Source organism: uncultured Flavonifractor sp., from assembly GCF_944383115.1.
Classification (GTDB): domain Bacteria; phylum Bacillota; class Clostridia; order Oscillospirales; family Oscillospiraceae; genus Flavonifractor.
Genome location: NZ_CALWOJ010000007.1, coordinates 25,162 through 49,755, shown reverse-complemented (window position 1 = coordinate 49,755; position 24,594 = coordinate 25,162). Strand labels below are relative to the sequence as shown.

General features: G+C 60.1%; 16 protein-coding genes. 14 read left to right on the top strand and 2 right to left on the bottom strand.

What is annotated here, in order from left to right:
* A partial coding sequence (locus Q0K43_RS01860; protein ID WP_297288868.1) for an InlB B-repeat-containing protein occupies nucleotides 1-10,446 on the bottom strand: 10,446 nt, incomplete at its 3' end.
* A gap of 921 nt (nucleotides 10,447-11,367) precedes the next feature.
* Between Q0K43_RS01860 and Q0K43_RS01855 the strand changes: the two genes are divergently transcribed.
* The 10 genes from Q0K43_RS01855 to Q0K43_RS01810 all read left to right on the top strand — a co-directional run bounded on the left by Q0K43_RS01855 (nucleotide 11,368) and on the right by Q0K43_RS01810 (nucleotide 20,766).
* Entirely contained in the window at nucleotides 11,368-11,757 is a 390-nt protein-coding gene (locus Q0K43_RS01855) for a GntR family transcriptional regulator (protein ID WP_297288867.1), read from the top strand.
* A complete protein-coding gene (locus Q0K43_RS01850; RefSeq protein WP_297288866.1) occupies nucleotides 11,754-12,656 on the top strand; it encodes an ABC transporter ATP-binding protein in 903 nt (300 codons plus the stop codon). Before Q0K43_RS01855 ends, Q0K43_RS01850 begins: the two co-directional genes overlap by 4 nt.
* Nucleotides 12,631-14,532, top strand: coding sequence for a hypothetical protein (locus Q0K43_RS01845; RefSeq protein WP_297288865.1), 1,902 nt, complete (start codon nucleotides 12,631-12,633; stop codon nucleotides 14,530-14,532). The genes Q0K43_RS01850 and Q0K43_RS01845 overlap by 26 nt, the downstream gene beginning before the upstream one ends.
* A gap of 166 nt (nucleotides 14,533-14,698) precedes the next feature.
* Complete coding sequence (locus Q0K43_RS01840; protein WP_297288864.1) at nucleotides 14,699-16,165, top strand: pyridoxal-phosphate dependent enzyme; 1,467 nt, start codon at nucleotides 14,699-14,701, stop codon at nucleotides 16,163-16,165.
* A gap of 14 nt (nucleotides 16,166-16,179) precedes the next feature.
* Nucleotides 16,180-17,418, top strand: coding sequence for a threonine synthase (locus Q0K43_RS01835; RefSeq protein WP_297288863.1), 1,239 nt, complete (start codon nucleotides 16,180-16,182; stop codon nucleotides 17,416-17,418).
* Between the two features lie 29 nt (nucleotides 17,419-17,447).
* The gene (locus tag Q0K43_RS01830) at nucleotides 17,448-17,786 is read left to right on the top strand and encodes a hypothetical protein (protein WP_297288862.1); all 339 of its coding nucleotides are present in this window, start codon (nucleotides 17,448-17,450) and stop codon (nucleotides 17,784-17,786) included.
* A gap of 19 nt (nucleotides 17,787-17,805) precedes the next feature.
* Nucleotides 17,806-19,188, top strand: a complete 1,383-nt coding sequence (gene hydA, locus Q0K43_RS01825; protein ID WP_297288861.1) for a dihydropyrimidinase — start codon at nucleotides 17,806-17,808, stop codon at nucleotides 19,186-19,188.
* Nucleotides 19,185-19,751: a nucleotidyltransferase family protein gene (locus Q0K43_RS01820; protein ID WP_297288860.1), complete on the top strand. Its 567-nt coding sequence runs from the start codon at nucleotides 19,185-19,187 to the stop codon at nucleotides 19,749-19,751. The genes hydA and Q0K43_RS01820 overlap by 4 nt, the downstream gene beginning before the upstream one ends.
* A gap of 163 nt (nucleotides 19,752-19,914) precedes the next feature.
* Nucleotides 19,915-20,292, top strand: a complete 378-nt coding sequence (locus Q0K43_RS01815; protein ID WP_297288859.1) for a lipocalin family protein — start codon at nucleotides 19,915-19,917, stop codon at nucleotides 20,290-20,292.
* 99 nt (nucleotides 20,293-20,391) lie between these two features.
* On the top strand, nucleotides 20,392-20,766 hold the full coding sequence (locus Q0K43_RS01810; RefSeq protein ID WP_297288858.1) for a hypothetical protein: 375 nt from the start codon (nucleotides 20,392-20,394) through the stop codon (nucleotides 20,764-20,766).
* A 413-nt stretch (nucleotides 20,767-21,179) separates the two neighbouring features.
* Here the strand turns inward: Q0K43_RS01810 and Q0K43_RS01805 are convergent, their stop codons facing one another.
* Nucleotides 21,180-21,623, bottom strand: coding sequence for a nucleoside deaminase (locus tag Q0K43_RS01805; protein WP_297288857.1), 444 nt, complete (start codon nucleotides 21,621-21,623; stop codon nucleotides 21,180-21,182).
* Nucleotides 21,624-21,711: 88 nt separating this feature from the next.
* On the opposite strand from Q0K43_RS01805, the gene Q0K43_RS01800 reads away from it, so the two are divergent.
* From Q0K43_RS01800 to Q0K43_RS01785, 4 genes are read left to right on the top strand one after another with little or no spacing between them, the layout of a single operon-like run.
* Nucleotides 21,712-22,281, top strand: coding sequence for a manganese efflux pump MntP (locus Q0K43_RS01800; RefSeq protein ID WP_297288856.1), 570 nt, complete (start codon nucleotides 21,712-21,714; stop codon nucleotides 22,279-22,281).
* Nucleotides 22,282-22,283: 2 nt separating this feature from the next.
* Nucleotides 22,284-23,000, top strand: coding sequence for a selenium cofactor biosynthesis protein YqeC (yqeC, locus tag Q0K43_RS01795; protein WP_297288855.1), 717 nt, complete (start codon nucleotides 22,284-22,286; stop codon nucleotides 22,998-23,000).
* A complete protein-coding gene (gene yqeB, locus Q0K43_RS01790) occupies nucleotides 22,988-23,791 on the top strand; it encodes a selenium-dependent molybdenum cofactor biosynthesis protein YqeB (RefSeq protein ID WP_297288854.1) in 804 nt (267 codons plus the stop codon). The genes yqeC and yqeB overlap by 13 nt, the downstream gene beginning before the upstream one ends.
* Entirely contained in the window at nucleotides 23,779-24,534 is a 756-nt protein-coding gene (locus Q0K43_RS01785; RefSeq protein WP_297288853.1) for an XdhC family protein, read from the top strand. Before yqeB ends, Q0K43_RS01785 begins: the two co-directional genes overlap by 13 nt.
* Nucleotides 24,535-24,594 lie beyond the last annotated feature (60 nt).

Below are 24,594 nucleotides of genomic sequence, written 5' to 3'. Positions count from 1 at the left end.
GGTCACCAGGGTGGCCTCGTCGCCGGACTTGTACATGGTGCTGTCGGTGGGGGCCGCCACATCACCGCCGTTGATGTCGTAGGTCAGGCGGAACTGGGCGCCCTCCATAATGTCGGGGATTCCGCCGCCGTCACTGTCGTAGCCCCAGACGGCGTACACGGTGATGCTTCTGTCGGTAAAGGTCACATTGTCCGCCAGGTTCGCATCCAGCGCCGCCCAGTCGTCGGTGCCGGAGTAAATCTTGCTGGTTGCCGTGGCCTCATCCTTGGTCCAGCCAATGAACACCACGTCGGTGCCGTCGCCGGGATGGGTGGGCTTGGGCTCGGTGACCAAGGTCACGACCTGATTGGCCACATACTTGTTGGTATCGGTGGGTACGCTGTCGGCATTGCCGCCGTTGGCGTTGTAGGTCAGGGTGTACTTGCTGCCTTCAGGCTTTTCCACGTCGGCATCGCCGTCGCCGTTGCGGTCATAGCCCCAGACGGCGTACACGGTGATGTCATCGTCCACAAAGTCCACTTCGGTCAGGACCGCAGGCTTGCTATCCTTGGCCTCGTAGATCTTGGTGTCCTTGGTTGCGGTCCAGCCGATGAAGGCCACCTTGGCGCCGTCCTGATCGGCATGGGAGATGAGTGCGGCCACCTCGCCCTTGGTCTTGAGGTCGACATTGCTGCCCGCCACATACTGGTTGTTGTCGGTGACGGAACCGATGCCGCCGTTGACGTCATAGGTCAGGGTATACTTGCCGGCGTTCACGTCGGGGTCGGTGCCGTTGGTACTCTCGCCCCAGACAGCAAACACTTCGATGTTGCTGTTGGAGAAGGAGACCTTATCCGTCACACTGGGCGCGGGATCGTTGGCGGTCAGCACATCGTACTTGGTCAGGCTCCAGCCGATGAACACAACCTTCTTGCCGTTGGCGGCGTTGGTGTGGGTCAGGCCGGTGCCGTCCTTCAGGGTGACCTCGTCGCCGGACTTGTACATGGTGCCGTCGGTAACGGAACCGCTGCCGCCGTTGACGTTATAGGTCAGAGTGAACTGGGCGCCCTCCATAATGTCGGGGATTCCGCCGCCGTCACTGTCGTAGCCCCAGACGGCGTACACATCCGTATCGGCGGTGATTACCACCTCGGTGGACATCTGGCGGTTCAGTTCATCCAGATCGTCAGTACCGGAATACACCTTGTTCAGCTGGGTGGTGCTCCAGCCCACGAACAGGATCTTCTTGCCGTCCACCTCGGTGTGGGTGGGCTTCTGGGTACTGAGCGTCACCTTCTGCCCCTCAACATACTTGTTGCTGTCGGTGGGCATGCCGCTGACGATGCCGCCCTGGGCATTGTCGTGGTAGGTGATGCTGAACTTGTTGTCCTCGCCCTCGTCCACGTCGGGAGTTTTGTTGCCGTTGGCGTCCAGGCCCCAGACGGCATACACCGTCTCGTTGCCCTCGCCGAAGGTCAGGGTGGGGATGATGTCGCCAGGCATGCTGTCGTTGGCGGTCAGCACATCGTACTTGGTCTTGCTCCAACCCATGAACAGCACCTTGGCGCCGTCCTGGTCGGGGTGAGAGAGCAGGTTGGTTACCTCATCCTTGGTCTTGAGGGTGGCCACACTGCCGTTGACGTACTTGTTGCCGTCGGTGACAGAACCCACGCCGCCGTTGGGATCGTAGGTCAGGGTGTACTTGGTCTCGTCCACATCCGGGGTGGTGTTGTCCTTGTCGGTATCCAGGCCCCAGACCGCATATACGACAATATTACCGTTGGAGAAGGAGACCTCGGTCACGATATCAGGCTTGGAATCGTTGGCAGTGAGTACACCGCACTGGGTCAGGCTCCAGCCGATAAAGAGTACAGGGATCTCACCCACAGGATCATGGGTCATGCTGCCCTGGCCCGCCAGCGTAGCGGTAGCGCCCGCGCTGTACTTGAAGGAATCGGTGGGCGGGTTGCTGCCGGTGTTGGCATTGTAGGTCAGGGTGAACTGGCCCTTCTCCAGCACGTCGGGGATGTCGTTCTTGTTCTCGTCGTAGCCCCAGGCCGCATACACGGTCTTGTCGCCCGCGCCGAAGGTAATCTCGGTAGCCACAGTGGGAGCGGACTCGCCGCTGGCATAGATCGTGCTGTTCTGGCTCTCAGTCCAGCCGATGAACAGAACCCTCTTGCCGCCCACATCCTCATGGGTGGGCTCCTGGGTGCTGAGGGTCACCTTCTGGTTGACCACATACTTGTTGCTGTCGGTGGGCATGCCGCTTACGGTACCCTCAATGGCGTTTTGGTCGTAGATCAGGTCATACTTGCTTCCTTCAGGCTCCTGCACGTCGGGCTTGCCGTCGCCGTTGCGGTCGTAGCCCCAGACGGCGTACACGGTAATGTTGGCCCCGTTAAACGTCACCTCGGTGACGATGGTGTCGGGCAGGGTATCCTTGGCCTCGTAAATGGTGTCGTAGGCCTTGTCGCTGGTCCAGCCCACGAATTCCACCGGCACGCCGCCCACAGGCAGGTGGGCCAGAGAACCCTGAATGCCTTTCTTGTCCAGCAGGGTCACTGTGTTGCCGTCCACATAGGCCTTGGTGTCTGTTACCGTACCTACGCCGCCGTTGGAATCGTAGGTCAGGGTGCGCTTGTCACCATCAATATCCGGGGTGTTTCCGTCGCTGCTCTCCGCCCAGACGGCAAACACCTCGATGTCGCCGTTGGAGAAGGCCACCTTATTCGCCATGTCGCTGGGTACGGTGTCGTTGGCGGTGAGAATGTCCACATGCTGGGACCGGCTCCAGCCGTAGAACAGGACCTTCTTGCCGTTGGAATCGCTGTGGGTCAGGCCTGCGCCCTCGTCCAGCGTCACCTCGTCGCCGGCCTTGTACAGCTTGCTGTCGGTGACGGAACCGCTGCCGCCGTTGACGTTATAGGTCAGGCGGTACTGGGCGCCCTCCAGGATATCGGCGATCTCGTTGTCGTTGGTGTCGTAGCCCCACAGGGCGTAGACCGTGATGTCGTTGTCTGTAAAGGTCACGTCGGCCTTGATCTTGGCCTGCACCTCCTGGGCATTGTCAACGGTGCTGTCCCAGATCTTTTCATCGGTGTCCTCAGTACTCCAGCCGATAAAGACAACCTTTTTCCCATCCGCTTTCGCATGGGTGGGCTTGCTTTCGCTCAGAGTCACCGTCTGTTTGGACACATATTTGTTGCTGTCGGTGGGTGCCCCGGAACCGCCGTTGGCATCATAGGTCAGCCTATACTTGTCGGTCTCCTGGACGTCGGCGGTACCGTCGCCATCGGTATCCAGGCCCCAAACCGCATACACCGTGATGCTGCTGCCAGTGAAGGACACTCTGGTTTTCAGCTCGGGCAGGGTGTCGTTGGCAGTCAGGACCTTGTCCTGCTGGTCGGTCAGGGTCCAGCCGATGAGTGCCACTTTGACGCCGTTTACCTCATCGTGGAAGATCTGTTCCTTAGCGGCCTCCGTGTCCACCAGGGTGGCGGTGCTGCCGCTGACATAGTTGTTGCTGTCGGTCACGGTGCCTCTGCCGCCGCTGGAGTCATAGGTCAGGGTGAATTTCTTGGGTTCCTTGACGTCGGGGGTGCCGTTGCCGTCGGTATCCAGGCCCCAGACCGCATACACGGTGATGTTGTTGTTGGTGAAGGTGACCTTATCCGTCACACTGGGCGCGGGATCGTTGGCAGTCAGCACGCCGTACTGGGTCCGACTCCAGCCCATCCAGACCACGTTTTTGCCATCCTGCGGGGCATGGGTCAGAGTGCCCTTACCCTTCAGGGTAGCGGTGGCACCTGTGCTGTACTTGAAGGAATCGGTGGGTACATCGCCAGTGCCGCCGTTGGCGTCGTAGGTCAGGGTGAACTGGCCCTTCTCCAGCACGTCGGGGATGTCGTTCGTGTTTTCGTCATAGCCCCAAGCGGCGTACACGGTGTTGCCGCCGGCCACCATAGTGACCTTGTCCTTGGTCTCAGGCATGGCGTCGCTGTCGGCGCTGGTGTAGATCTTGCTGTTCTGGGTCTCGGTCCAGCCCACGAAGAGGACGGTCTTGCCGCTGACAGAATCGTGGGTGGGCTTCTCGGTGCTGAGGGTTACCTCCTGGCCGACCACATAGGTATCGCCGGCAGGCATACCGCCTACGGTACCATCAATGGCGTTTTTGTCGTAGCTCAGAGTGACCTTCTTGTCATCCTCCGTAACGTCAGCCTGGCCGTTGTTGTTGCGGTCGTAGCCCCAGACGGCATAGACCTTGATGTCCGCATCGGCAAACGTCACTTCGGGGATGGTGGTGGGCTTGCTGTCCTTGGCCTCGTAGATCTTGGTGTCCCTGGTTGCGGTCCAGCCGATGAACACCACGGCGGTGCCGCCGTCGGCAGCGTGGGTGGGCACCGTCTTGGTATCCAGGGTCACCTTCTGGTTTTTCACATACTTGTTGGAGTCGGTGGGCCCGTTGATACCGCCGTTGGTGTCGTAGTTCAGGCTGTAGCTCTTTTCGTTCACGTCGGCCACGTTGTCACCGTTCAGGTCGTAGCCCCAGACCGCGTACACGGTCTTGTCGCTGTTGGACATGGTCACCTGATCTCTGAGCATGGCGGTGCTGTCACCGGAAGAGAGGATCTTACCATCATCACCGATATTCTCGCTCCAGCCGGCAAACACGATTTTGCCGGTGCCGTCCGGATCGTGGCTCATGCCCTCGCCGTCATGCAGTTCCATGACGGTACCGGACAGGGCCTTTACAGCAGAAGGCGTGGCGCCGGTATTGCCCGTGGCCTGATAGGTCAGGGTATACACGCTGCCTTTTTCGTTGACGTCGGGGATGCCGTTGTTGTTGGTGTCGTAACTCCAGACAGCATAGACTTCCTTGTGCTGATCCATGACAATCTCAGTGATGAGATCGGGATCGGTTTCGCTGTCAAAGGCGTAGATGGTTTCATCCTTGGTAGCGCTCCAACCCACGAACACGATGGCGGTTCCATCCTCAGGATCGTGGGTGGGTGCGGTGACGGTTCCCAGATAAGCTGTGGTGCCCTTGCTGTAGGTCTTCTCGCTGGGCGGATTCTTACCGCCGTTGGCATTGAAGGTCAGCGTGAAGGTCTCCACGCCCACAGTGATGGTGACACGATCGGAGTCGACGGTCACAGCGTGGGACACGCCGTCCACGGTGCGGGTGCTGGTGATCTTGACATAGTAGTAGGTGGTGCCAGCACTGTTCGTGGGGGGCGTATAGGTGGCGTCTTTGGCGCTGCCGATGCTGTTGTAGCTCTCGAAATCAGCATTGGGATCGGTGCTGGAATACCACTGATAGGTGATGGTGGTGTTGTCTTCCACCGCACTGACGGTAGCATCCAGGGCCGTCGCAGCTGCGCCAACGTTGTAACTGGCATCGCTCAGTGTCGGCTTTGCGGGGGCGGTGTGGATCAGCCACTGGACAGGAACCTCGCCCACGGCGGTGGCGGTGGCGGTGCCGGAGGCGCCGGTCTTGGTATTGGTGACCTTGACGTAGTAGTACACCGTCGTGTCGGCGTTCTGACTGTCGGACCGGGTCACCTGATAGCTTTCGCTGGTGGCAGAATCGATCTTGGTGGCGCCGTTACCCTCCAGGTCATCCAGCTGCTCACCAGACAGCTTGGTATCGCTCTTGTACCACTGATAGGTCAGGGTGCCGTTGTCGCTGACTCTGGCATCCACCGTCAGGGTGGGCTCGCCGGAGGTGGCAAAGAACTGGGTCACCTTTTCGGGGTTCATGGTGAGCATAGGAGTCTCGGCGCTCGTCTTCGGGTTGATCCGCACCTTGACAGAGGTGTTGACCGTGTCGAAGGTACCGTCGGACTCGCGGATCAGATACACCGTTACAGGCCCGGTGGTGCCGTCCTCGCTGTCCTGGGAATAGACCCAGCTGGCAGTCTGTCCCTTGGTGGCGTTTTCGGAACCAGCAGTAATGGTGCCGGACAGGCCGTCCTCGGGATTCACCGTATAGGCCCACTGGCCGGACACGGTGGCGTCGGAGTCGGTGGCTACAAACCTGAGTTCCTGGTTATAGTTAATGGTGTAGGTATCGCCCATGGGGCTCAGAAGTTGCCAGGCTTCGTCACCCTGGCCCTTGTCCCGATAATATACCTGGGCGGTAATGTTGTGGGTCCGCTCAGTGGGCTGGAAGGCCTGGGCGGGGGAGTTGGTGGTCTCGTAGAGGGCCACCTGGGAATCATCGGGTACATACTTGGTGAGGCAGATGTTGTCGCTGATGTACTCGTAGGTAATGGCCAGGCCGAAGCTGGAGTTTGCCATGTTCCAGAACTTCTTTGAGGGATCCGTGCTGTTCAACCGATTGAGGATCTCCTGCTTGATGTTGGAGAAGTCGGCCTCATAGCTTACGCCGGCCTGGGGATCATTCACGTTGCCGATGTTATAACCGTTATCGGTAGTGATGGACTTCCAGGTGCCGTCACCCTGCTTCTCATACACTTCCACGTCGGAGTAGGTCATGGTGCCGCCGTACTTACAGTTGTCGTCCAGAAGTTCACCCAAGGTCACGGCAGTGCTGCTGCCGTTCTTCAGGGTGGTGTACTCATAGGTGCGGACCACCTTGTACTTGGCGGAGCTGGCGTCAGGCACCGCATTCTCCGGTGTAAAGTTGCCCAGCGCGCTGTCATTATAATAGGTGGTAATGTCGTTGCCGATGGCGATACGCACGGGCAGGGCCAGCAGCTCGGCGGGAATGCTGACAAACTCACCCTCGCTCTTGTAACTATCCTCGTTGGCGAAGGTAATGTCGGCGGGGATCAGGTCGGCATAGCCGTTGAAGTATTGGGACGGATTTTGGGCCTTCTCTTCCGTCCAGGCCTCGCTGCTGTCCATAACCCGGGTAATGGTGGCAGCATACCTATCCACTTCCGCCTGGTCGTCCAGATCTACGCTGCTGCCAGTCAGATCGCCGCTGAACATGAAGAACACGTCGCCCACAGGTACCTCGTCGTTGCCGGTGACGGTACCGATGACGAGCAGGGGGTCGTTGTTCTTGGTGGTGGTCTTGCCGGAAGCCTGCTCGTAGGTAACGCTTACTTTGCCCGCTTCGCTGACGGCGGTATAGGTTATGTCGCTGTTTGCAACGGTAGCCATCAGCGCATCCGTAGTCATGACGGGTCCGTCGCCGGTTTTCCATCCGCTGTGGAAGTAGCCGGTGTTCGTGGCAACCACGGGAGCGGAATCCTTCAGCGCGGCGCCAATGGTCTGTCCCTTAAACACCTTGGTGCTGGTGGGGTCAACAGAAGTGACGTTGGCGTCGTGATCAAACTGGACTGTGAGCGGGGGCATCAGGCCTACATGGGCGTAACCCTTGCCGCCCACGATACCGCTCAGAGAATAAATGGTGATAACGCCGGTCGCCTGATCCTCGCTGGGTACAGCGTCGCTGTTTACGCTTGGTGAACCCGCCGGAGTGGCCTTATAGGGGCTGAACCAATAGGGCGTTTTATCGGTGGCATTGGGATCCGTGCTGCCGGGGTTGGTCACCGTAATCTCCACCTGGCTCTTGCCGGGCAGATTGTCAAACTCATAGGTGCCGTCCGGCCCGGTGGTCACGGTGTAGATACGGCCAAACTGGTCCTCGGCCTCCAGGGTAACGCCGGCCATGCCGCTTTCGCCGTCGTCTTTCTGGCTGTTGCGGTTGGTATCCTCGTAGACAGTACCGGTGAGAATACCATTCTGTACGATAGTACCAAAGTTGTAGATCTTGGAAGAATCATACATACTAACGGTCCCCTGGGCGGAGAAGGACCACCAGCTCTTGAAGAGGTTGCGCTGATCCATCTGCTCCTCAATGTCGGAGGCGCGGAACTTCAGCACGAACTCCTCGCTGGTCGCGTTGGGCATGGTGGCATTTGAGTCGGTATTCAGGGACAGCTTGATCATATTGTCGGTGTTGCTGGGTGTGGTCTCCCAGGCGTCGACATTAAATGTCAGTCCCGTTGATGGATCGCCGGAGATGCTGCTGACGGTGGCATACTCCACCTTCCAGCCATCAGGCACGGCACCCTCGACGCCTTCCGCGTACATATCGAAGCCAAAGTCTCCGGATTTGAAGGCGTCACTAAAGATACCGTTATCCTTTACCTTGGGGACGGGGATATAGACCTCAACATGGTCAGCACTATATCCGCTGTAGTTGGTCACCGTCACCTTGATGTTGGCCGTGTCGTTTCTGGCAAAAACAGCACTGGTACCGTTGGGATTCTCGGGGTCAAACGCATAGTAATCGTCCTCGCCCTCGATCTGAATAGCGGAGGAGATCTCAAAGGCGGCAGCCTGCTGGATGGAAATGGTGCCAGGCACCGTCAGCATTGGTTTTCCACCGTTGAGATTATACGTGTCAGCTGCCAGTCGATTGGCGGCATCGCTGGTGGCCATATACTTCATACCCAGGCTCGATTTACAGAATACCAGCTCTGAAAGATTGTGGCTAACACTGGAGATAGACGACAGCACCGTCAAGTCATAGTTGACGACGATATTATCCGTATTCCAGTCTTTATCATAGCAACCAACCAGGAGCTTCCCGCCTTCAGCATCCGTCAGATGATATTCCCACATTTTAGCGCCTGCTGGCAGCCCGGACGGAGAGATTTCTTTATTCTCCGAAACAGTGAGAGGCTCGCCACGCAGAGTAAACGTAACATTTTCCATCAGGATATTAGCCGGCTGCACAAGGTAAATTACAGGATCATAAAGTATCGTTTCACTGGCGTGGTAACCAGCATTGTAATTACCTGCGCCCAACTCATACTCTACATTAATAACATCACCGGCGGAAGCAGTCACGGTAGTACCGCTGACCGGAACATCATCCACCTTAAATTTGACAGCAGACGCACTTACCATGATTTGGGCTTTATTCGTATCGGTGGAAATCGTCGTTGTGGCAACTTGAGTTACATTTCCGCCATCCCACGTCACGGAATAGGTGTTGTTCGCAACAGTCTTATCAGGGGCAGTATCGCGAATGCGGCCCCAGGCCGCCGCCCGGTCAGTATCCGAGACATTGCCCTGCTTAAAGTCATACCCGGCGGTGGACGCATAGCCAGCAGGGTATCCAGGCAGGGATACTTCCACGGCTTTGATACTCTTTGAGGTATCAAAGCCAGGAATGTCCGAAGCGCAAATGGCAAAACCGCGCTGCTCAAATGGAATGGACAACACCGCCCGGATGTTGTCTACGCCGTCAATAGTATACTGTTTACCGTCCTCGTCGGTTACCACAATTTTGGTGGGCATCCAGGTGTCGTCGGTCTCGCTATAATAGCAGGGGACAGAGACCCGGGTCACAAACTGATAGGTCGTATCCGCCTCCAGCTTATAAGTAAGAGGGATATCAATATCAGTGATGTTTTCGTTTACAATTCGGACAGAACCAAACTGGGTCTGGTAATTGTCAGTATCGTATTTGAAGACGTTAACCGCGCTTCTGTCAATCAGATTCAGATGAATCACATCAGGGTCCATCGCAATAATGTTCAACCTTACTCTGCTAATTGGATAATCATAGCTCTGAGTTGAACCGTATGGCGCAACGGTGACTTTAGTAATACTTATCTGGTAGGTGGCTCCATCACTTGCGTCGGCAGGAATCCCAACGCGAAAATCACCGAGTTCTGCACTACTGGAAAAATAATTTTGTTTGACCGCAGTCCAAGTCGTCGTGCTTCCGGAGGTGCTGCCTTTTGTTACCGTCCAGCCGCTGCTCTCTATACCTTCAATTTTTGTAATTGTGCTGGGCGCAGTAAATGTAAGAGTCAGCTCCTTCATTGCTCGGCCAGGCGAGTTCTCGGTAATTCTGCCCAGCAAAAAATTGCCGCTCAGTCTAACCGTATCGCCAATCACACCCGATCTGCTTTCCGGGACATTTACAGCAGTTAAATTTGAGGCTACGGAAGCAATGCTTGCCACTGCATTCATGGTCCGAACCGTGCCGTCTAGCTCCACTTTGATGGCAGTATTGATTGCATATCCGTCCTCTACTTCTTCATAAGGAATAAGCCCCTCGTCTGGCTGAACCAGCACACTGAACGGGGTAGACTCCGTACCAGGGTCAAACTGAACCGTCAGCGTCCCGTTGTTAGGCCGATAACCATAGACCGAGGCGCCCTTCTGCCAGGTCACATCTGTGACGGCAGAATAGCTGTCCTTCAGAGTCTCCTCATCCAGGCTGACAAACTTCATGCCCTCAGGCAGCGTAATTGTCAGCGTTGAGGGATGATCCAGCTGCATACTTAATGTATACGTTGTCGCAACATCCAGGTTTGCCGTACCGCCGCTACTGGCCAGCATGTCCAGCGTTACAGAATCGCCCTGCATGAGCTTCAGTTCCGTAATGCTGCCAGCCGCGAACGCAGTTGTCGGCAGCAAGGATATAATCATCATCACAGCCAACAATATAGCCAACATCCGTTTTCGCATTTCTCTTCCTCCAAACTTTGTTTTGCCGTATGCTGTAATTTACTCTTACCGTCTCTGGATTGCTTTGTTCTGCATCACCGCCTGAACGCCGCCCTCCAGAGCCGGACACACGTCCTACAGCAGTGTGAGACCTCCGCCGGCCGCCGGCCGGGCGGCCTCGTTGGGATCTCTCGCCCGGGCTGGGAATTCAGGTCCCGCCCTGGCCCCATTCGCCATTCTCATAGCCGATAAAATCCCCTCCCTTTTGCATTGAGAGGCCGCAGCCACGCTCGCGCGGGGCCCGGCCTTTCCTGCTTGTTTTGCTACTCGCCATTGTGTTTTTGGGCAACTTGTTGTATTTGTACCCGTTGTTTCACTATTTTATCATTCACCTTACTAAATTTCAAGGGCAACATCGCCAAATATACGTCCATTCTCATAAAATTTTACATGTATGTATTTGTATTTGCTGTGTTTTTACATCCAGTTCTGCATTGTTTTGCATTATTTTATTCATGCGTAATTTTATTGAGTCGCATTTTTATCATTAACCTCGTTATTCCTCTTGCAGCGCACAAATTTATTTTGATTGTCCTCTCTTTGCGCACAAAAAAGTTTCTTTAGGCAACATTTTTTATTTCTCGATATTTTTGCAGGGACAACTTGCATTTAAAAAATTTTTATTTTTACTCCGTCACACGCTTAAAGTTTCGCCGATCATCCATTATCAGTAAAATTATTTCATAATCTTACAGTTTTTTGCCTATTTTTTGCTTTTCCTACCACTTTACTTTGGTGAATTTAAACAATTTTAAACAAAAGGCCATCTTTTTACCAAAGGGCCGGAAAATCGTCAGACTTTTTTAAAGATTTTCTTTTCAGAGATAGGTATACTGACTGTACTAATGCAAGTGATACACTTCCCGGAAAGGAGATGCCAGGATGATCCAACTGAATTACCGGGACGCCCGGCCCATCTACGAACAGGTAAAGGATGGGCTGCGGCACCTGGTGGTCACGGGGGCCCTCCAGGAGGGGGACAAACTACCCTCGGTACGGGCGCTGGCCACTTCGCTGGCCATCAATCCCAACACCATCCAGCGGGCCTATGAGTCCCTGGAGCAGGAGGGTTATCTGTATACGGTGGCGGGCAAGGGTTCCTTTGCCGCCCCCCAGGCCGACGTGAAGTCCGCCCGGCGGGAGCTGCTGCTCAGGGACTTTGATTCCTCCGCGGCAGAACTGCTCTTTCTGGGCATGACGGCGGGGGAACTGGCCCGCCGCCTGGACGAGGCCGCCGCCCGTCAGGCTGCCAGAGAGGAGGGCAACCCATGATCGAAGCCAAAAATGTGATCAAGACCTTCGACGGCTTTCGCGCCCTGGACGGGCTGACCATGACGGTACCCCAGGGTTCCATCTACGGCCTGGTGGGCCCCAACGGGGCGGGCAAGTCCACCCTGCTGCGCCATGTCACCGGAGTGTACCGGCAGGACTCCGGCTCGGTGCTGCTGGACGGCAACCCCATCTACGAAAACCCCGCCGCCAAGGCCCGCATTGCCGACATCCCTGACGAGCTGTACTATTTCCTGTCCGCCTCCACCCGGGACATGATGCGTTTTTACAAGGGTTTTTACCCACGGTTCGACATGGCTCGATACAAGGCCCTCAAGGACGTGTTTACCAATGTGGACGAGCGCCAGCCCATCCGCCGCCTGTCCAAGGGCATGCAGAAGCAGTCCGCCTTCTGGCTGGCCCTGTGCTGCCGGCCGGAGGTGTTGGTACTGGACGAACCGGTGGACGGCCTGGACCCGGTGATGCGCCGGCAAGTGTGGTCCCTGCTCATGGGGGACGTGGCCGAGCAGGGCACCACGGTGCTGGTGTCCTCCCACAACCTGCGGGAGCTGGAGGATGTGTGCGACCATGTGGGTATCCTGTCCCACGGCAAGGTACTCATTGAGCGTTCCCTGTCCGACCTGCAGGAGAACGTGGTGAAAATGCAGATCGTGTTTCAGGAGCGGGAGATGCCCCAGATGCCGGAGGATCTGGAGGTTCTTCACGTCTCTCAGGTGGGCCGCATCCACACCCTCATTGTCCGCGGCAACGCCACCGACGTTACCAACCGGCTGGCCGCCTATGCCCCCATCCTGATGGATGCCCTGCCTCTGACCTTGGAGGAGATCTTTATTTACGAGTTGGGAGGTGAGGACTATGGGATCCGGGAAATCGTACTTTAATCCTACCCTGTTTGGAAAGAATCTGGCCCGGTTCTGGCCCATTTGGGGATTGTACGCCCTGATCTGGGTGGTGCTGCTGCCGGCGGGAGTGCTGCTGCGCCGGGACGTCTGGAACAAGGGGAACGCCTGGGAATTCCCCCTGACCCTGCTGGACGGCAGCCGGAACATGGCCCTGGTGCTGGCCTTCCTCTTTGGTATCCTGTGCGCCATGGCGGTGTTCTCCTACCTCTACTCCGTCCGCTCGGTGGGGATGCTCCACGCCCTGCCCATGCGGCGGGAGGGCCTGTTCCTCACCAACTATCTGTCCGGACTGGCCTTTCTGTGGGTGCCCAACTTCGGGGTCTTTCTGCTGGCCCTGGTGGCGGAGGCCCTCAACGGCTCGGTGGTGTTCAGTTCCCTGTTCACCTGGCTGGTGGTCACCTGCCTTCTGTGCCTGTTCTTCTACTCCTTCGCCGTGTTCTGCGCCATGTTTACCGGCCACATCCTGGCCCTGCCCGCCTTCTATCTGATCCTCAACTTCCTGGCCGCCGTTATCACCTATCTGTTAGAGAACATTGCACGGGAATTTCTCTTCGGCTTTAACGGCGCGGAGTGGGCCGAGAAGTGGGCCATGTGGTTTACCCCCGCTCTCAAGCTGCTTCGAGCCACCGGCCTGGACTACATGAGCAGCACCCCCCGCTACTGCGGCCTGGGTCTGGTGGTCCTCTACGCCCTCATCGGCCTGGTGCTGGCGGGGATCGCCCTGGCGGTCTATAACCGCCGCCAGCTGGAGCGGGCGGGCGACGTGATCACCGTGGGCTGGGTGCGCCCGGTGTTCCGCTACGGCATGGCCCTGTGCTGCGCCATTACCCTGGGGGCCTTCTTCTACTCCATCTTCTACACCCTGCTGCCCCAGGGGGCCTGGACCCTGCTGGGCTGGATGCTGCTGTGGGGCGCCGTGGGCTGCTTCATCGCGGAAATGCTGCTGAAAAAGCGGCTGTGGGTATTCAAAACCAGCTGGAAGGGCTGCGTGATCTTTCTGGTGTGTCTGGTGGCCGCCATGGCCACCCTGGAGCTGGACCTGCTGGGCTTTGAGCGGAAGGTGCCCGACGCCGCTCAGGTCAAGTCGGTGCAGATCAGCGGTATGAACAGCGCGCCCTATGACACCGGCAGCTACCCCAGCTTCACCGCCACCGACCCCCAGACCATTGGGGAGATTACCGCCCTTCATTCCGCCATCACCGACCGCAAGGATGAACTGGAGGCGGTGCAGGCCAGCGGAATCAGCACCGAGTCCTGGATCACCCAGTCCAACGGCCTGGACCTGCAGGTGGAGACCAACACCTCCGTCCGCCTGTGGTATGAGCTGACCGACGGCACTGTGCTGGAGCGGAGGTATGATCTGCCCATCCGGGCGGAGGATCTGGAGGACCCCTCCACCCCCGCCGCCCGGCTGTCCCAGCTCATCAACCAGCCCCAGGTGACCAGCGAGATCTATTTCGGCTCCATTGGGGAGACCGCCCGGCTGGTGGACGCCTGCCTGATGAACCTGTACAACCCGGAGGACGACAGCTACGGCTTCGAGTACCTGCCCGCCGACCTGCTGGAGCCTCTGCTGGAGGCGGTGCAGACCGACCTGGCCCAGGGCAATCTGGGCCGCCGCTACCTGCTGGAGGACCAGGAGCGGATGGATAACTGCTGCTATACCGACCTGGAGCTGACCTTCCGGCTGGACCAGACCGGCGTCTCCGGCGGCACCGCTTCCTCCTCCGCAGCCACCACCTACACCGTCACCATCACCCTGCAAAAGAGCGCCGTCCACACCATGCAGGTGCTGAGCGACTACCCTCATGCCTTCCTCTCCCAGACAGAGGTGCATCAGATGAGCAACCAGTGATCCCCCCATCCCCCTTCAAGGACGGGCTGCTGTTTTTGCAGCCCGTCCTTTTGATTGCTTTGACACCATATCCCCACTTTTTCCCTTTTCTGCGGGATACTTTTCCTTGATTTCTCAGCGTCATGTGCTATCATGTTGGTAAGTATCTCTGTAAGGAGGCGTGTACATGATTGACCTGACCGTTCATCGCCAGACCCTGGAGCATAACATCCGCATTGCCCGGGAAAACGGCGTGGTGATCCCCACTTTTGAGAATATGATCCATCCTGAGACGGTGCCTCAGCCCATCCAGGACCGGCTGACCCATGTGGGCCTGTGGGACGTGGACCCGGCCAACCTCTTCCGCATTACCTGGAAGAACCAGCCGGTTGCCAGCGGCGGGTTGTACCGCTCCGCCCCCAACTATATCGAGCTGCCTCCCGCCCTCACCGGCGTGCCCGCCCGCATCCTGTGCCTGGTGGGCAAGTGGTTCCCCACCGGCTGCCACAAGGTGGGCGCCTCCTTCGGCTGCCTGGCGCCCCGGCTGGTCACCGGCCAGTTCGACGCCGCCGCCCAAAAGGCGGTATGGCCCTCCACCGGCAACTACTGCCGGGGCGGCGCCTTCAACTCCCGGCTGCTGGGAGTCCACGGGGTGGCCATTCTCCCCGCCGGCATGAGTCAGGAGCGGTTTGACTGGCTGGCCTCCATCGACGCCGAGGTCATCAAGACCCCCGGCTGCGAGTCCAACGTGAAGGAGATCTTCGACAAGACCAATGAGCTGAGCCGGGACCCCAGCTGCATGATTTTTAACCAGTTTGCCGAGATGGGCAACCATCTGTGGCACTACAAGGTCACCGGCGCGGCGGTGGCCGAGGCCTTTGAGGACGCCAAGCGGCCAGGCGACCGGCTGGCGGGCGCCTGCTTCACCTCCGGCTCCGCCGGCACCATCGGCTGCGGCGACTACCTGAAGGAGGTCTACCCCGCCATGAAGCTGGCGGTGGGCGAGGCCGTCCAGTGCCCCACCATCCTGAACAACGGCTTCGGCGACCACCGGGTGGAGGGCATCGGCGACAAGCATGTGCCCTGGATCCACAATGTGAAAAACACCGATATGGTCATCGACGTGGACGACGCCGACGCTATGGCTCTGCTGCGGCTGTTCAACGAACCGGCGGGCAAGGCCCAGCTGGCCGAGGCGGGCGTGGACCCGGCGGTGGTGGAGGTTCTGTCCTTCATGGGCATTTCGGGCATCGCCAACGTGCTGTGCTGCATCAAGCTGGCCAAGTATTACGAGCTGACCGAGCATGACGTGGTGTGTACCGTGCTGACCGACTCGGCGGATATGTACCGCTCCCGCCTGGCGGAGCTGACCGAGCAGCTGGGCGAATACGACGCCAAGACGGCCGCTTTTGACTTCGCCCTGCACCTGATGGGCCTGAAGACCGACTGCATGGCGGAGCTGGGCTACTACGACCGCAAGCGGGTCCACAACCTGAAGTATTACACCTGGGTGGAGCAGCAGGGCAAGACCGCCCAGCAGCTCAACGACCTGTGGTACGGCTCCGAATGGGCCGACGTCCACAGCCAGGCCGACGCGCTGGATGAGCTGATCCGGGCCTTTAACGAGGAGACCGGGGTGCTGAAGGGCCTGTAAAAGGAGGCTGCTTCATGAAATACGTTCTGGGCGCCAAGTGCGTCAAATGCGGCAGGGAATACGCCGCCGTCCCCAACCTCACCACCTGCTCCTGCGGGGGCATCCTGGATATCCGGTACGACTACGCCGCCCTCCGCCGGGATCTTTCCCGGGAAAAGCTGGCCCAAAACCCGGATCGCTCCATGTGGCGGTACCGGTCTCTGCTGCCCATCGAGGAGGACTCCGCTCCCCCGCCCCTGCGGGTGGGCTGGTCCCCCCTCTACGAGGCCGGCCGGCTGGGGGCGGAACTGGGGCTGAAACAGCTGTACATCAAGGATGACGGCCAGAACCCCACCGCCTCCCTGAAGGACCGGGCCTCCGCCCTGGCGGTGGTCAAGGCAAAGGAGGCGGGGGCGGATACCATCGCCTGCTCCTCCACCGGCAACGCCGCCTCCTCCCTGGCGGGCAACGCCGCGGCGGCGGGGCTGTCCACCTACATCTTCGTACCCAGCCGGGCCCCCAAGGGCAAGGTGGCCCAGCTGCGGATCTTCGGCTCCACCGTCATCAGCGTGGACGGCTCCTATGAGGACACCTTCGAGCTGTCCAAGGCCGCCATCGACAAGTGGGGCTGGTACAACCGCAACGCCGCCATCAACCCCTACCTGTCCGAGGGCAAAAAGACGGTGACCCTGGAGATCATGGAGCAGCTGAACTGGCAGGTGCCCGACTACATCGCCCTGTCCGTGGGGGACGGCTGCACCATCGCCGGGGCCTGGAAGGGCCTTGTGGACCTCTACGAGGTGGGCCTCATTGACAGGCTGCCCAGGCTTATCGCCGTCCAGGCCGAGGGCTGCTGCCCCCTGAACCGGGCTATCCAGACCGGACAGCCCTGGTCGCCCATGGAGGAGAACACCCTGGCCGACTCCATCGCCGTGGGGGTGCCCCGCAACCCGGATAAGGCCCTGGGCGCCATCCGGGCCTCCCACGGTGTGGCCGTCAACGTATCCGACGAGGAGATTTTGGCCGCCATGCGCCTGCTGGGCCGCACCCAGGGCGTGTTTGGGGAACCCGCCGGGGTCGCCGGCACCGCCGGGGTGAAGAAGGCCCTGGAGCTGGGCCTCATCTCCCCCGACAGCACGGTGGTGAGCATTGTCACCGGCAACGGCCTCAAGGACGTGCAAAACGGCATCAAGGCTGCCGGGGAACCCATGCTGGTGAAACCGGACATGGACGCCCTTCTGGACGCCTTTGACCGGGCGGGCATCCGTCCCTGAAACCAACCAAAGAAAGGAAATCTATCACCATGAATGAACGCGCCGCCAAAATGGGGGTCTGGGCCCACTTTATCCTGACCCTGGCCAGCTTTATCCTCTCCCTCTATCTTCTGCTGTTCTGGCGCCATGACGGTACCCTCACCTTCGTACTCATCGCCGTGTGGCTGGGCTATCTGGCCTACACCCTGTTCCGGGGCATGGCCGACCTGCTGGGCCCCCAGCGCCGGATGGCCAATTTCACCCGTATGCTGGACCGCTGGCAGGACGCTTTCGGCAAGCGGTTCAGCGCCCTGGCCCTGCTCACCTTTATGACCCTGATCGTAGGCGCTATAAAAATCGTTGTTCCCATCCTGATCATGCAGCTGTAAAGGAAAGGAGGTCCCTCTCATGTCCATCCTTATTCAACACGGCACTTTGATCTGTCCCCAGGGCCCCGTTCAGGCCGACCTGCGGGTGGAGGGGGACAAAATTACCGAGATCGGCCCCGGCCTGCCGGTGGGAGACAGCCAGGTCATCGATGCCGCGGGCAAGCTGGTGTTCCCCGGCTTTATCGACACCCACACCCACTTTGAAATGAACAAGGGCACCATCCGGGAGACCGCCGATAACTGGGAAAGCGGCACCAAAGCCGCCCTGGCCGGCGGCACCACCTGCGTGCTGGACTTTGCCGAGCCGGAGCGGGGGGCCTCCCTCCAGTCCGCCCTGGACGAGTGGCATGCCCGGGCCGACGGCCACGCCAGCTGCCACTACGGCTTCCACATGACCATCAAGGACTGGGACAGCCGCATCATCGCGGAGATCCCCCGGATGACCGCCCAGGGCGTCACCTCCTACAAGGTGTACCTGGCCTACGCCAACATCCGCATCTCCGACGGCGTGGCCTACGAGGTCATCAAGGCCGTGGGCAAGGAGGGCGGCGTGGTGGGCTGCCACTGCGAGAACGGCGACCTCATTGACCGGGCCATCGCCGAGCTGAAGGCCGCCGGCAAGCTCTCCCCCGCCAGCCATCCCCTGTCCCACACCGCCGTCATGGAGGCGGAGGCGGTGGACCGCTGGCTGGCTCTGGCCGAGCAGGCGGGCTACCCCGTCAATGTGGTCCACCTGTCCACCCAGCGGGGCCTGGAGGCGGCCCGTGCCGCCCGGAACCGGGGCCAGAAGGTCTACCTGGAGTCCTGTCCCCAGTACTTCACCCTCACCGAGGACAAGTACCACCTGCCCGGCTTCGAGAGCGCCAAGTATGTGTGCGCCCCTCCCGCCCGGCCCCAGTCCGATGTGGACGCCCTGTGGGAGGCCCTGGAGAACGGAGAGATCGACACCATCGGTACCGACCACTGCTCCTTCAACTTCAACCCCACCAAGATGCTGGGCAAGGATGACTTCTCCGCCATCCCCGGCGGCATCCCCGGCACCGAGCACCGCCCCCCCATTATGTACACCTGCGGCGTGAAGTCCGGCCGCATCACCCCCCACCAGATGATGCTGGCTCTGGCCCAGCACCCCGCCCAGCTCTTCGGCATGTTCCCCCAGAAGGGCGCTCTGGCGGTGGGCAGCGACGCCGATATCGTAATCTTTGATCCTGATTATACCTGGCGTATTACCGCCGAGGCCCAATATCAGCGGGTGGACTACACCCCCTACGAGGGCATGGAGATGGCGGGGCGCACCGACACGGTGCTGCTGGACGGCCAGGTGGCAGTAAAGGACGGCAAGGTGGTTCAGGAGGGTCTGGGCCGCTATGTGTCCCGTGGCCCCGCCCAGTTCTGGCGATGAAACGGATCGGGGCGGTACTGTTGGCCTCCGGTCAGGGCCGGCGGTTCGGCTCCAATAAACTGTTGAGGTTGGTAGAGGGCGTCCCCCTCTACCGCCGCGCTATGACCACCCTGGCCGGGGCGGGTCTGGACCGACTGGCGGTCTGCTCCCCCTATCAGGAGGTGCTGCACGCCGGGGAGGAACTGGGCTTCCTCCCGCTCCACAACCCGGACGGGGCGGAGGGTATCTCCGCCTCCATTCGTCTGGGCCTGTCCCGAATGGAGGGCATGGATGGGGTGCTGTTTTCGGTGTGCGACCAGCCTTTTTTGACCACAAATAGTATTATACGTCTAAAAGATACCTTTAAGGAATCAGAAAACGCCATCTGCGCCCTGTCCTGGATGGGGCAACGGGGCAACCCGGTGATCTTCCCAGCCGATCTTTTCGGAGAATTGGCCGTCCTTACCGGGGACACCGGCGGCGGAGCTGTGGTGAAACGCCACCGGGAGCGGCTGTTGCTGGTGGAGGCGGACAGCCCCCGGGAACTCTTCGACGTGGACACGCCGGCGGACCTGAACTTGTGAATGGGCTGATCTTTGCACTTCTTTTCAAGAGCCAGATTGATTTAAGGTTTATTTCATGTTGCCTCTTTTTCCATTCTATGCTATAATCCTATTTGCGAAATGAACGTATTTCGTTTATTTCGACCTCCGCCGCATTGCGGCTGAAGAAGAAAGGAAGAATGTTATGAAGAAGCGTGCATTGACTCTGTTTCTGGCTCTTGCGATGATCGTCAGCCTGGCTGCCTGCGGCGGCGGCGGCAGCGGTCCTGCCGGTTCCTACAAGATGACCAAGATGAACGCCGGCGGCATTGAGATGAACATCGACGACATCGCCGCTATGGCCGGCGTGGATGTCAGCGTGACCCTGGAACTCAAGGAAGACGGCAACTTTAGCCTGGACATGAGCGCCCTGGGCACCGGCGAGAGCGTCTCCGGCACCTGGACTGCCGACGGCAACAACCTGACCCTCACCTCCGAAGGCTCCGACGTCTCCGCCACCCTGAACGGCAAGACTCTGGTCATGGAGCAGGACGGCCAGTCCCTCACCTTTGAGAAGCAGTAAATCGATTACATCGCCTGTCAACCGGGCCGCCGCAGAAGCGGCGGCCCGGTTTTGATCTTGCCAGACCGATCTGAAACCGAAGGAGAAAGGAAGGATGCCATGAAAAAGCGCACCTTGGCTCTGTTCCTGGCCCTTGCAATGATGTTTAGCCTGGCCGCCTGCGGCAGCAGCGGTCCTGTGGGCGTCTATAGTTTGTCTTCGGCAAAAGTGCCGGGCATGAATGAAATGAGCGTTGCGGATCTGAGCGCCCTGATCGGCACCACGGTCAGCGGTACCCTGGCGTTGAAAGCGGACGGCAGCTTCACCCTGGAAATGAACGCTGGGGGCCTTGAGAGCGAAACGGTGGAGGGCACCTGGACTGCCGAGGGCAGCGAGCTGACCCTCAGCTCGGACGGCTCCGACGTCTCCGCCACCCTGACCGGCAACGCAGTGGTCATGGAGGAGGACGGGATCTCCATGACCTTCAAACGCTGAGGCTCTCTTTCCCTGCTTACATCTTCCGGCCGGGCCGCCGTTTTCACGGCGGCCCGGCCTTTTTGCGGCCAAAACAGCAGGGGCCGGACGCCCGCTCCTGGCGTCCGGCCCCTGCTGAAGGAAAGAGGATACAATGAAATGAAAAGAAACTGTCTCTTGCAGATTCTATGTTACCCAAAAGATGTTAACGAAAAAAACGGAAGGTGTTACAAATCCATTAAATCCGCCACTTTTTGTGTAAACATCCTGTAAACACGAAAAAAGCGAAACGGACAGCGTTGCGCTCGCTGTCCGTTCCTGAATGATTGGAGGATAGAATGAAAAGAAGCTTTGTCTCTTGCAAGTGTTATCCTAACAGCGGGTTGTTAAAAAAGGTAGGGCGGATTGTTACAATTCGATTAAATATGCGCCGGCTACCGCAGGTTCTGGAAAAATTCCTGGAGCAGCGCGCCGCACTCCTCCTCCAGCACGCCGCCGTAGATGCGGGGATGGTGGTTGAACCGCTCCTCAAACAGGTTCAGCACCGAACCGCAGCACCCGGCCTTGTCGTCCCTGGCCCCATAGTACAGGGCTGGAATGCGGGCGTTGACAATGGCTCCGGCGCACATGGGGCAGGGTTCCAGGGTAACGTAGAGAGCGCAGCCCCCCAGCCGCCAGCCTCCCAGGGTGCGGCAGGCCTGGTGGATGGCCTCGATCTCGGCATGGCCCAGAGCGGTGCGGGCGGTCTCCCGCCGGTTGCGGCCGCTGCCCACCACCACCCCGTCCTTTACAATCACGCACCCCACAGGCACCTCGCCCTCCGCCATCGCCTGCCGTGCCAGCGTCAGCGCCTGGGCCATATAAACCTCGTGTTCCACGCAGACCCCTCCTTCTTATCATTTGTTATAGCATAGTTCCCACTCCTATGCTATACTCTTTTAAGGAAACCTTACATTCTCGCAGGTGATGGATTTGATCGAGATCGTTCTCATTGCCGTCAGTCTGGCTCTGGACGCCTTTGCCGTATCGGTGTCCAGCGGCATCTCCATCCCCGGCTTCGGTGGCCGGCAGGCCGTGAAGATGGGGATATGGTTTGCCCTCTTCCAGTTTGCCATGCCCCTCATGGGCTGGGCGCTGGGCAGCAGCGTCAGCCGCTACATCGAGGCGGTGGACCACTGGGTGGCCTTCGCCCTGCTGGCCCTCATCGGCGGGCGGATGGCGTGGGGCGCTCTGCGTCACGGCGCCGGCGAGGAGGAGGAAGCCCCCTCCGACCTGTCCGCCCGGCGGCTATGCCTGCTGGCCATCGCCACCAGCATCGACGCGCTGGCCGTAGGGGTGTCCATGGCCTTTATGAACGTGCCGGTGTTCCTCTCCGCCGTTATTATCGGCGTGGTGGCCTTTGTCCTGTCGGTGGCGGGCGGCCTGGCGGGCCGGCGTCTGGGGAAGCTATTTCAGCGCCGGGCGGAGCTGGTGGGCGGCCTGGTCCTCATCGGCATCGGCCTCAAGATCCTGGCCGAGCATACCCTGGGAGGCTGAGCATGGGAATCTGGGAACGGCTGAATCTGGATATGGACGCGCACCGCCTGGTGGCGCTGGTGGGCGGGGGCGGGAAATCCTCCACCATGTACGCTATGGCCAAACAGGCCTCAGACAGCGGCCGCAAGGCGGTGGTCACCACCACCACCCACATTCTGCCCCATCCCGGCCTGCCCCTGGCAGGCGGTCTTGGGGAGCTGGCCGCCCTGCTGGGGCGGTATCCGGTAGCCACCCTGGGCGCCTACGACGCCCGGGGCAAGCTGACCGGGGCGGGCGATCCCGGGGCCTGCCTGGCGCTGGCCGACGTGGTGCTGGCGGAGGCGGACGGAGCCAAGCTGCGCCCCCTGAAAGCCCCGGCAGACCATGAACCGGTGATCCCGCCCGGCGCCCACGCCGTCATCGCCTCGGCGGGCCTGGACTGCGTGGGACAAGCCATTGAGGTTGTCTGCCACCGGCCGGAACGGGTATGTGCCCTGCTGGGGACAGGCCCGGATCTCATCCTGACCCCCGCCGACGTGGCGGCGGTACTGGCTAGTCCCCAGGGGGGACGGAAGGGCGTCGGCCCCAACATGGCCTTCCGCTGCCTGCTGAACAAGGCGGACGATCCTCTCCGGCGGCGTTGGGGATACGAGATACAGGCGCTGCTGGCCCGGCAGGGCATCCACAGCGCCGTCACTTACTACAGAGAAGAGGAGCGGGGTGGACAATGCTTATTTTAGTGAAAGGCGCGGGAGATCTGGCCACCGGCACCGCCATCCGGCTGTACCGGGCCGGGTTCCAGGTGGTCATGACCGAAGTGGCCCAGCCCACGGCGGTACGCCGTACCGTGGCCTTCTCCCAGTGCATGTATGACGGTTCCGCCACCGTGGAGGACATTACCGCCCGGCAGGCGGAGGGCAGGCTCCAGGCCAAGTCTTTGCTGGAACAGGGCGTGATCCCGGTCCTGTGCGATCCTCAGGGCGAGATCTTGTCCCAGCTGCCCTTTATGGCGGTGGTAGACGCCATCCTGGCCAAAAAGAATCTGGGCACCAGCATCAGCGACGCCCCCATTGTGCTGGCCCTTGGCCCCGGCTTTACCGCGGGGGTGGACTGCCACGGCGTCATTGAGACCATGCGGGGCCACGATCTGGGCCGCCTGATCCTGGAGGGGACCGCCATTCCCAACACCGGCGTGCCCGGCGATGTGGGGGGCTATACCAAGGAGCGCATCATCCGCGCTCCCGCCGACGGGCCCTTTGAACCGCTGGCCGTCATCGGCCAACAGGTGGGGGCAGGGGACGTGGTGGCAAGGGTCAACGGCATCCCCGTGGCCGCCCAGCTCACCGGCATCGTCCGGGGCATGCTGCCCGCCGGCATCCCGGTGACCGCCGGTATGAAGGCCGGGGACATTGATCCCCGGTGCCAGTCCCACCACTGCTTTACCGTGTCGGACAAGTCCCGGGCCATTGCCGGCGGCGTGCTGGAGGGCATTTTGTACTTCGGAAGGAGATTGAACCTGTGGAACGACTGATCCTGTGCGGCGGCGGCCATGTGTCCCTGGAGCTGGCCCATATCGCCGCCCGGCTGGAATTCGAGGTGATCGTCCTGGACGACCGGCCGGAGTTTGCCAACCAGGACCGCTTCCCCATGGCTCATCAGGTGCTGTGCATGCCCTTTGAGGCGGCCCTCAACCAGCTGGGCAGCCGGGACAGCGACTATTTTGCCATCCTCACCCGGGGCCACGCCTTTGACAAGGACTGCCTGGCCCATGTGCTGCGGGGCAAATACGCCTATGTGGGCATGATCGGCAGCCGCACCAAGGTGGCCGCCGTGTATAAGGCCCTCCGGGAGGAGGGTTTTCCCCAGGAAACTCTGGACGGGGTACACTCCCCCATCGGCCTGTCCATCGGGGGCCAGACCCCGGCGGAGATTGCCGTGTCCATTGCCGCCCAGCTGGTGCAGGTGCGCGCCGCCCTGGGTCCCGGCGCGGTCAGGCCGCCGGAGGGGCCGGGAGTGCTGTGTACCATTGTGGAGAAGCACGGCTCCGCCCCCCGGGGGGTGGGCGCCTGGATGCTGGTACGCCCCGACGGCAGCTGCACCGGTACCATCGGCGGCGGCGCCGTGGAGTATGAGGCCAAAACCCACGCCCTGGCCCTGTGGCAGTCCGGCGGATCGGAGGAGGTGGTGGAGTACGACCTGTCCCACGCCGCCGCCGAGCTGGGCATGGTGTGCGGCGGCCGGGTGAAGGTACGCTTTACGCCGAGAAAAATCTGACTGCAAAAAAGCCGCCGGGCGTTGCCCGGCGGCTTTTTGACGCCCTTGACATCCCGCCCC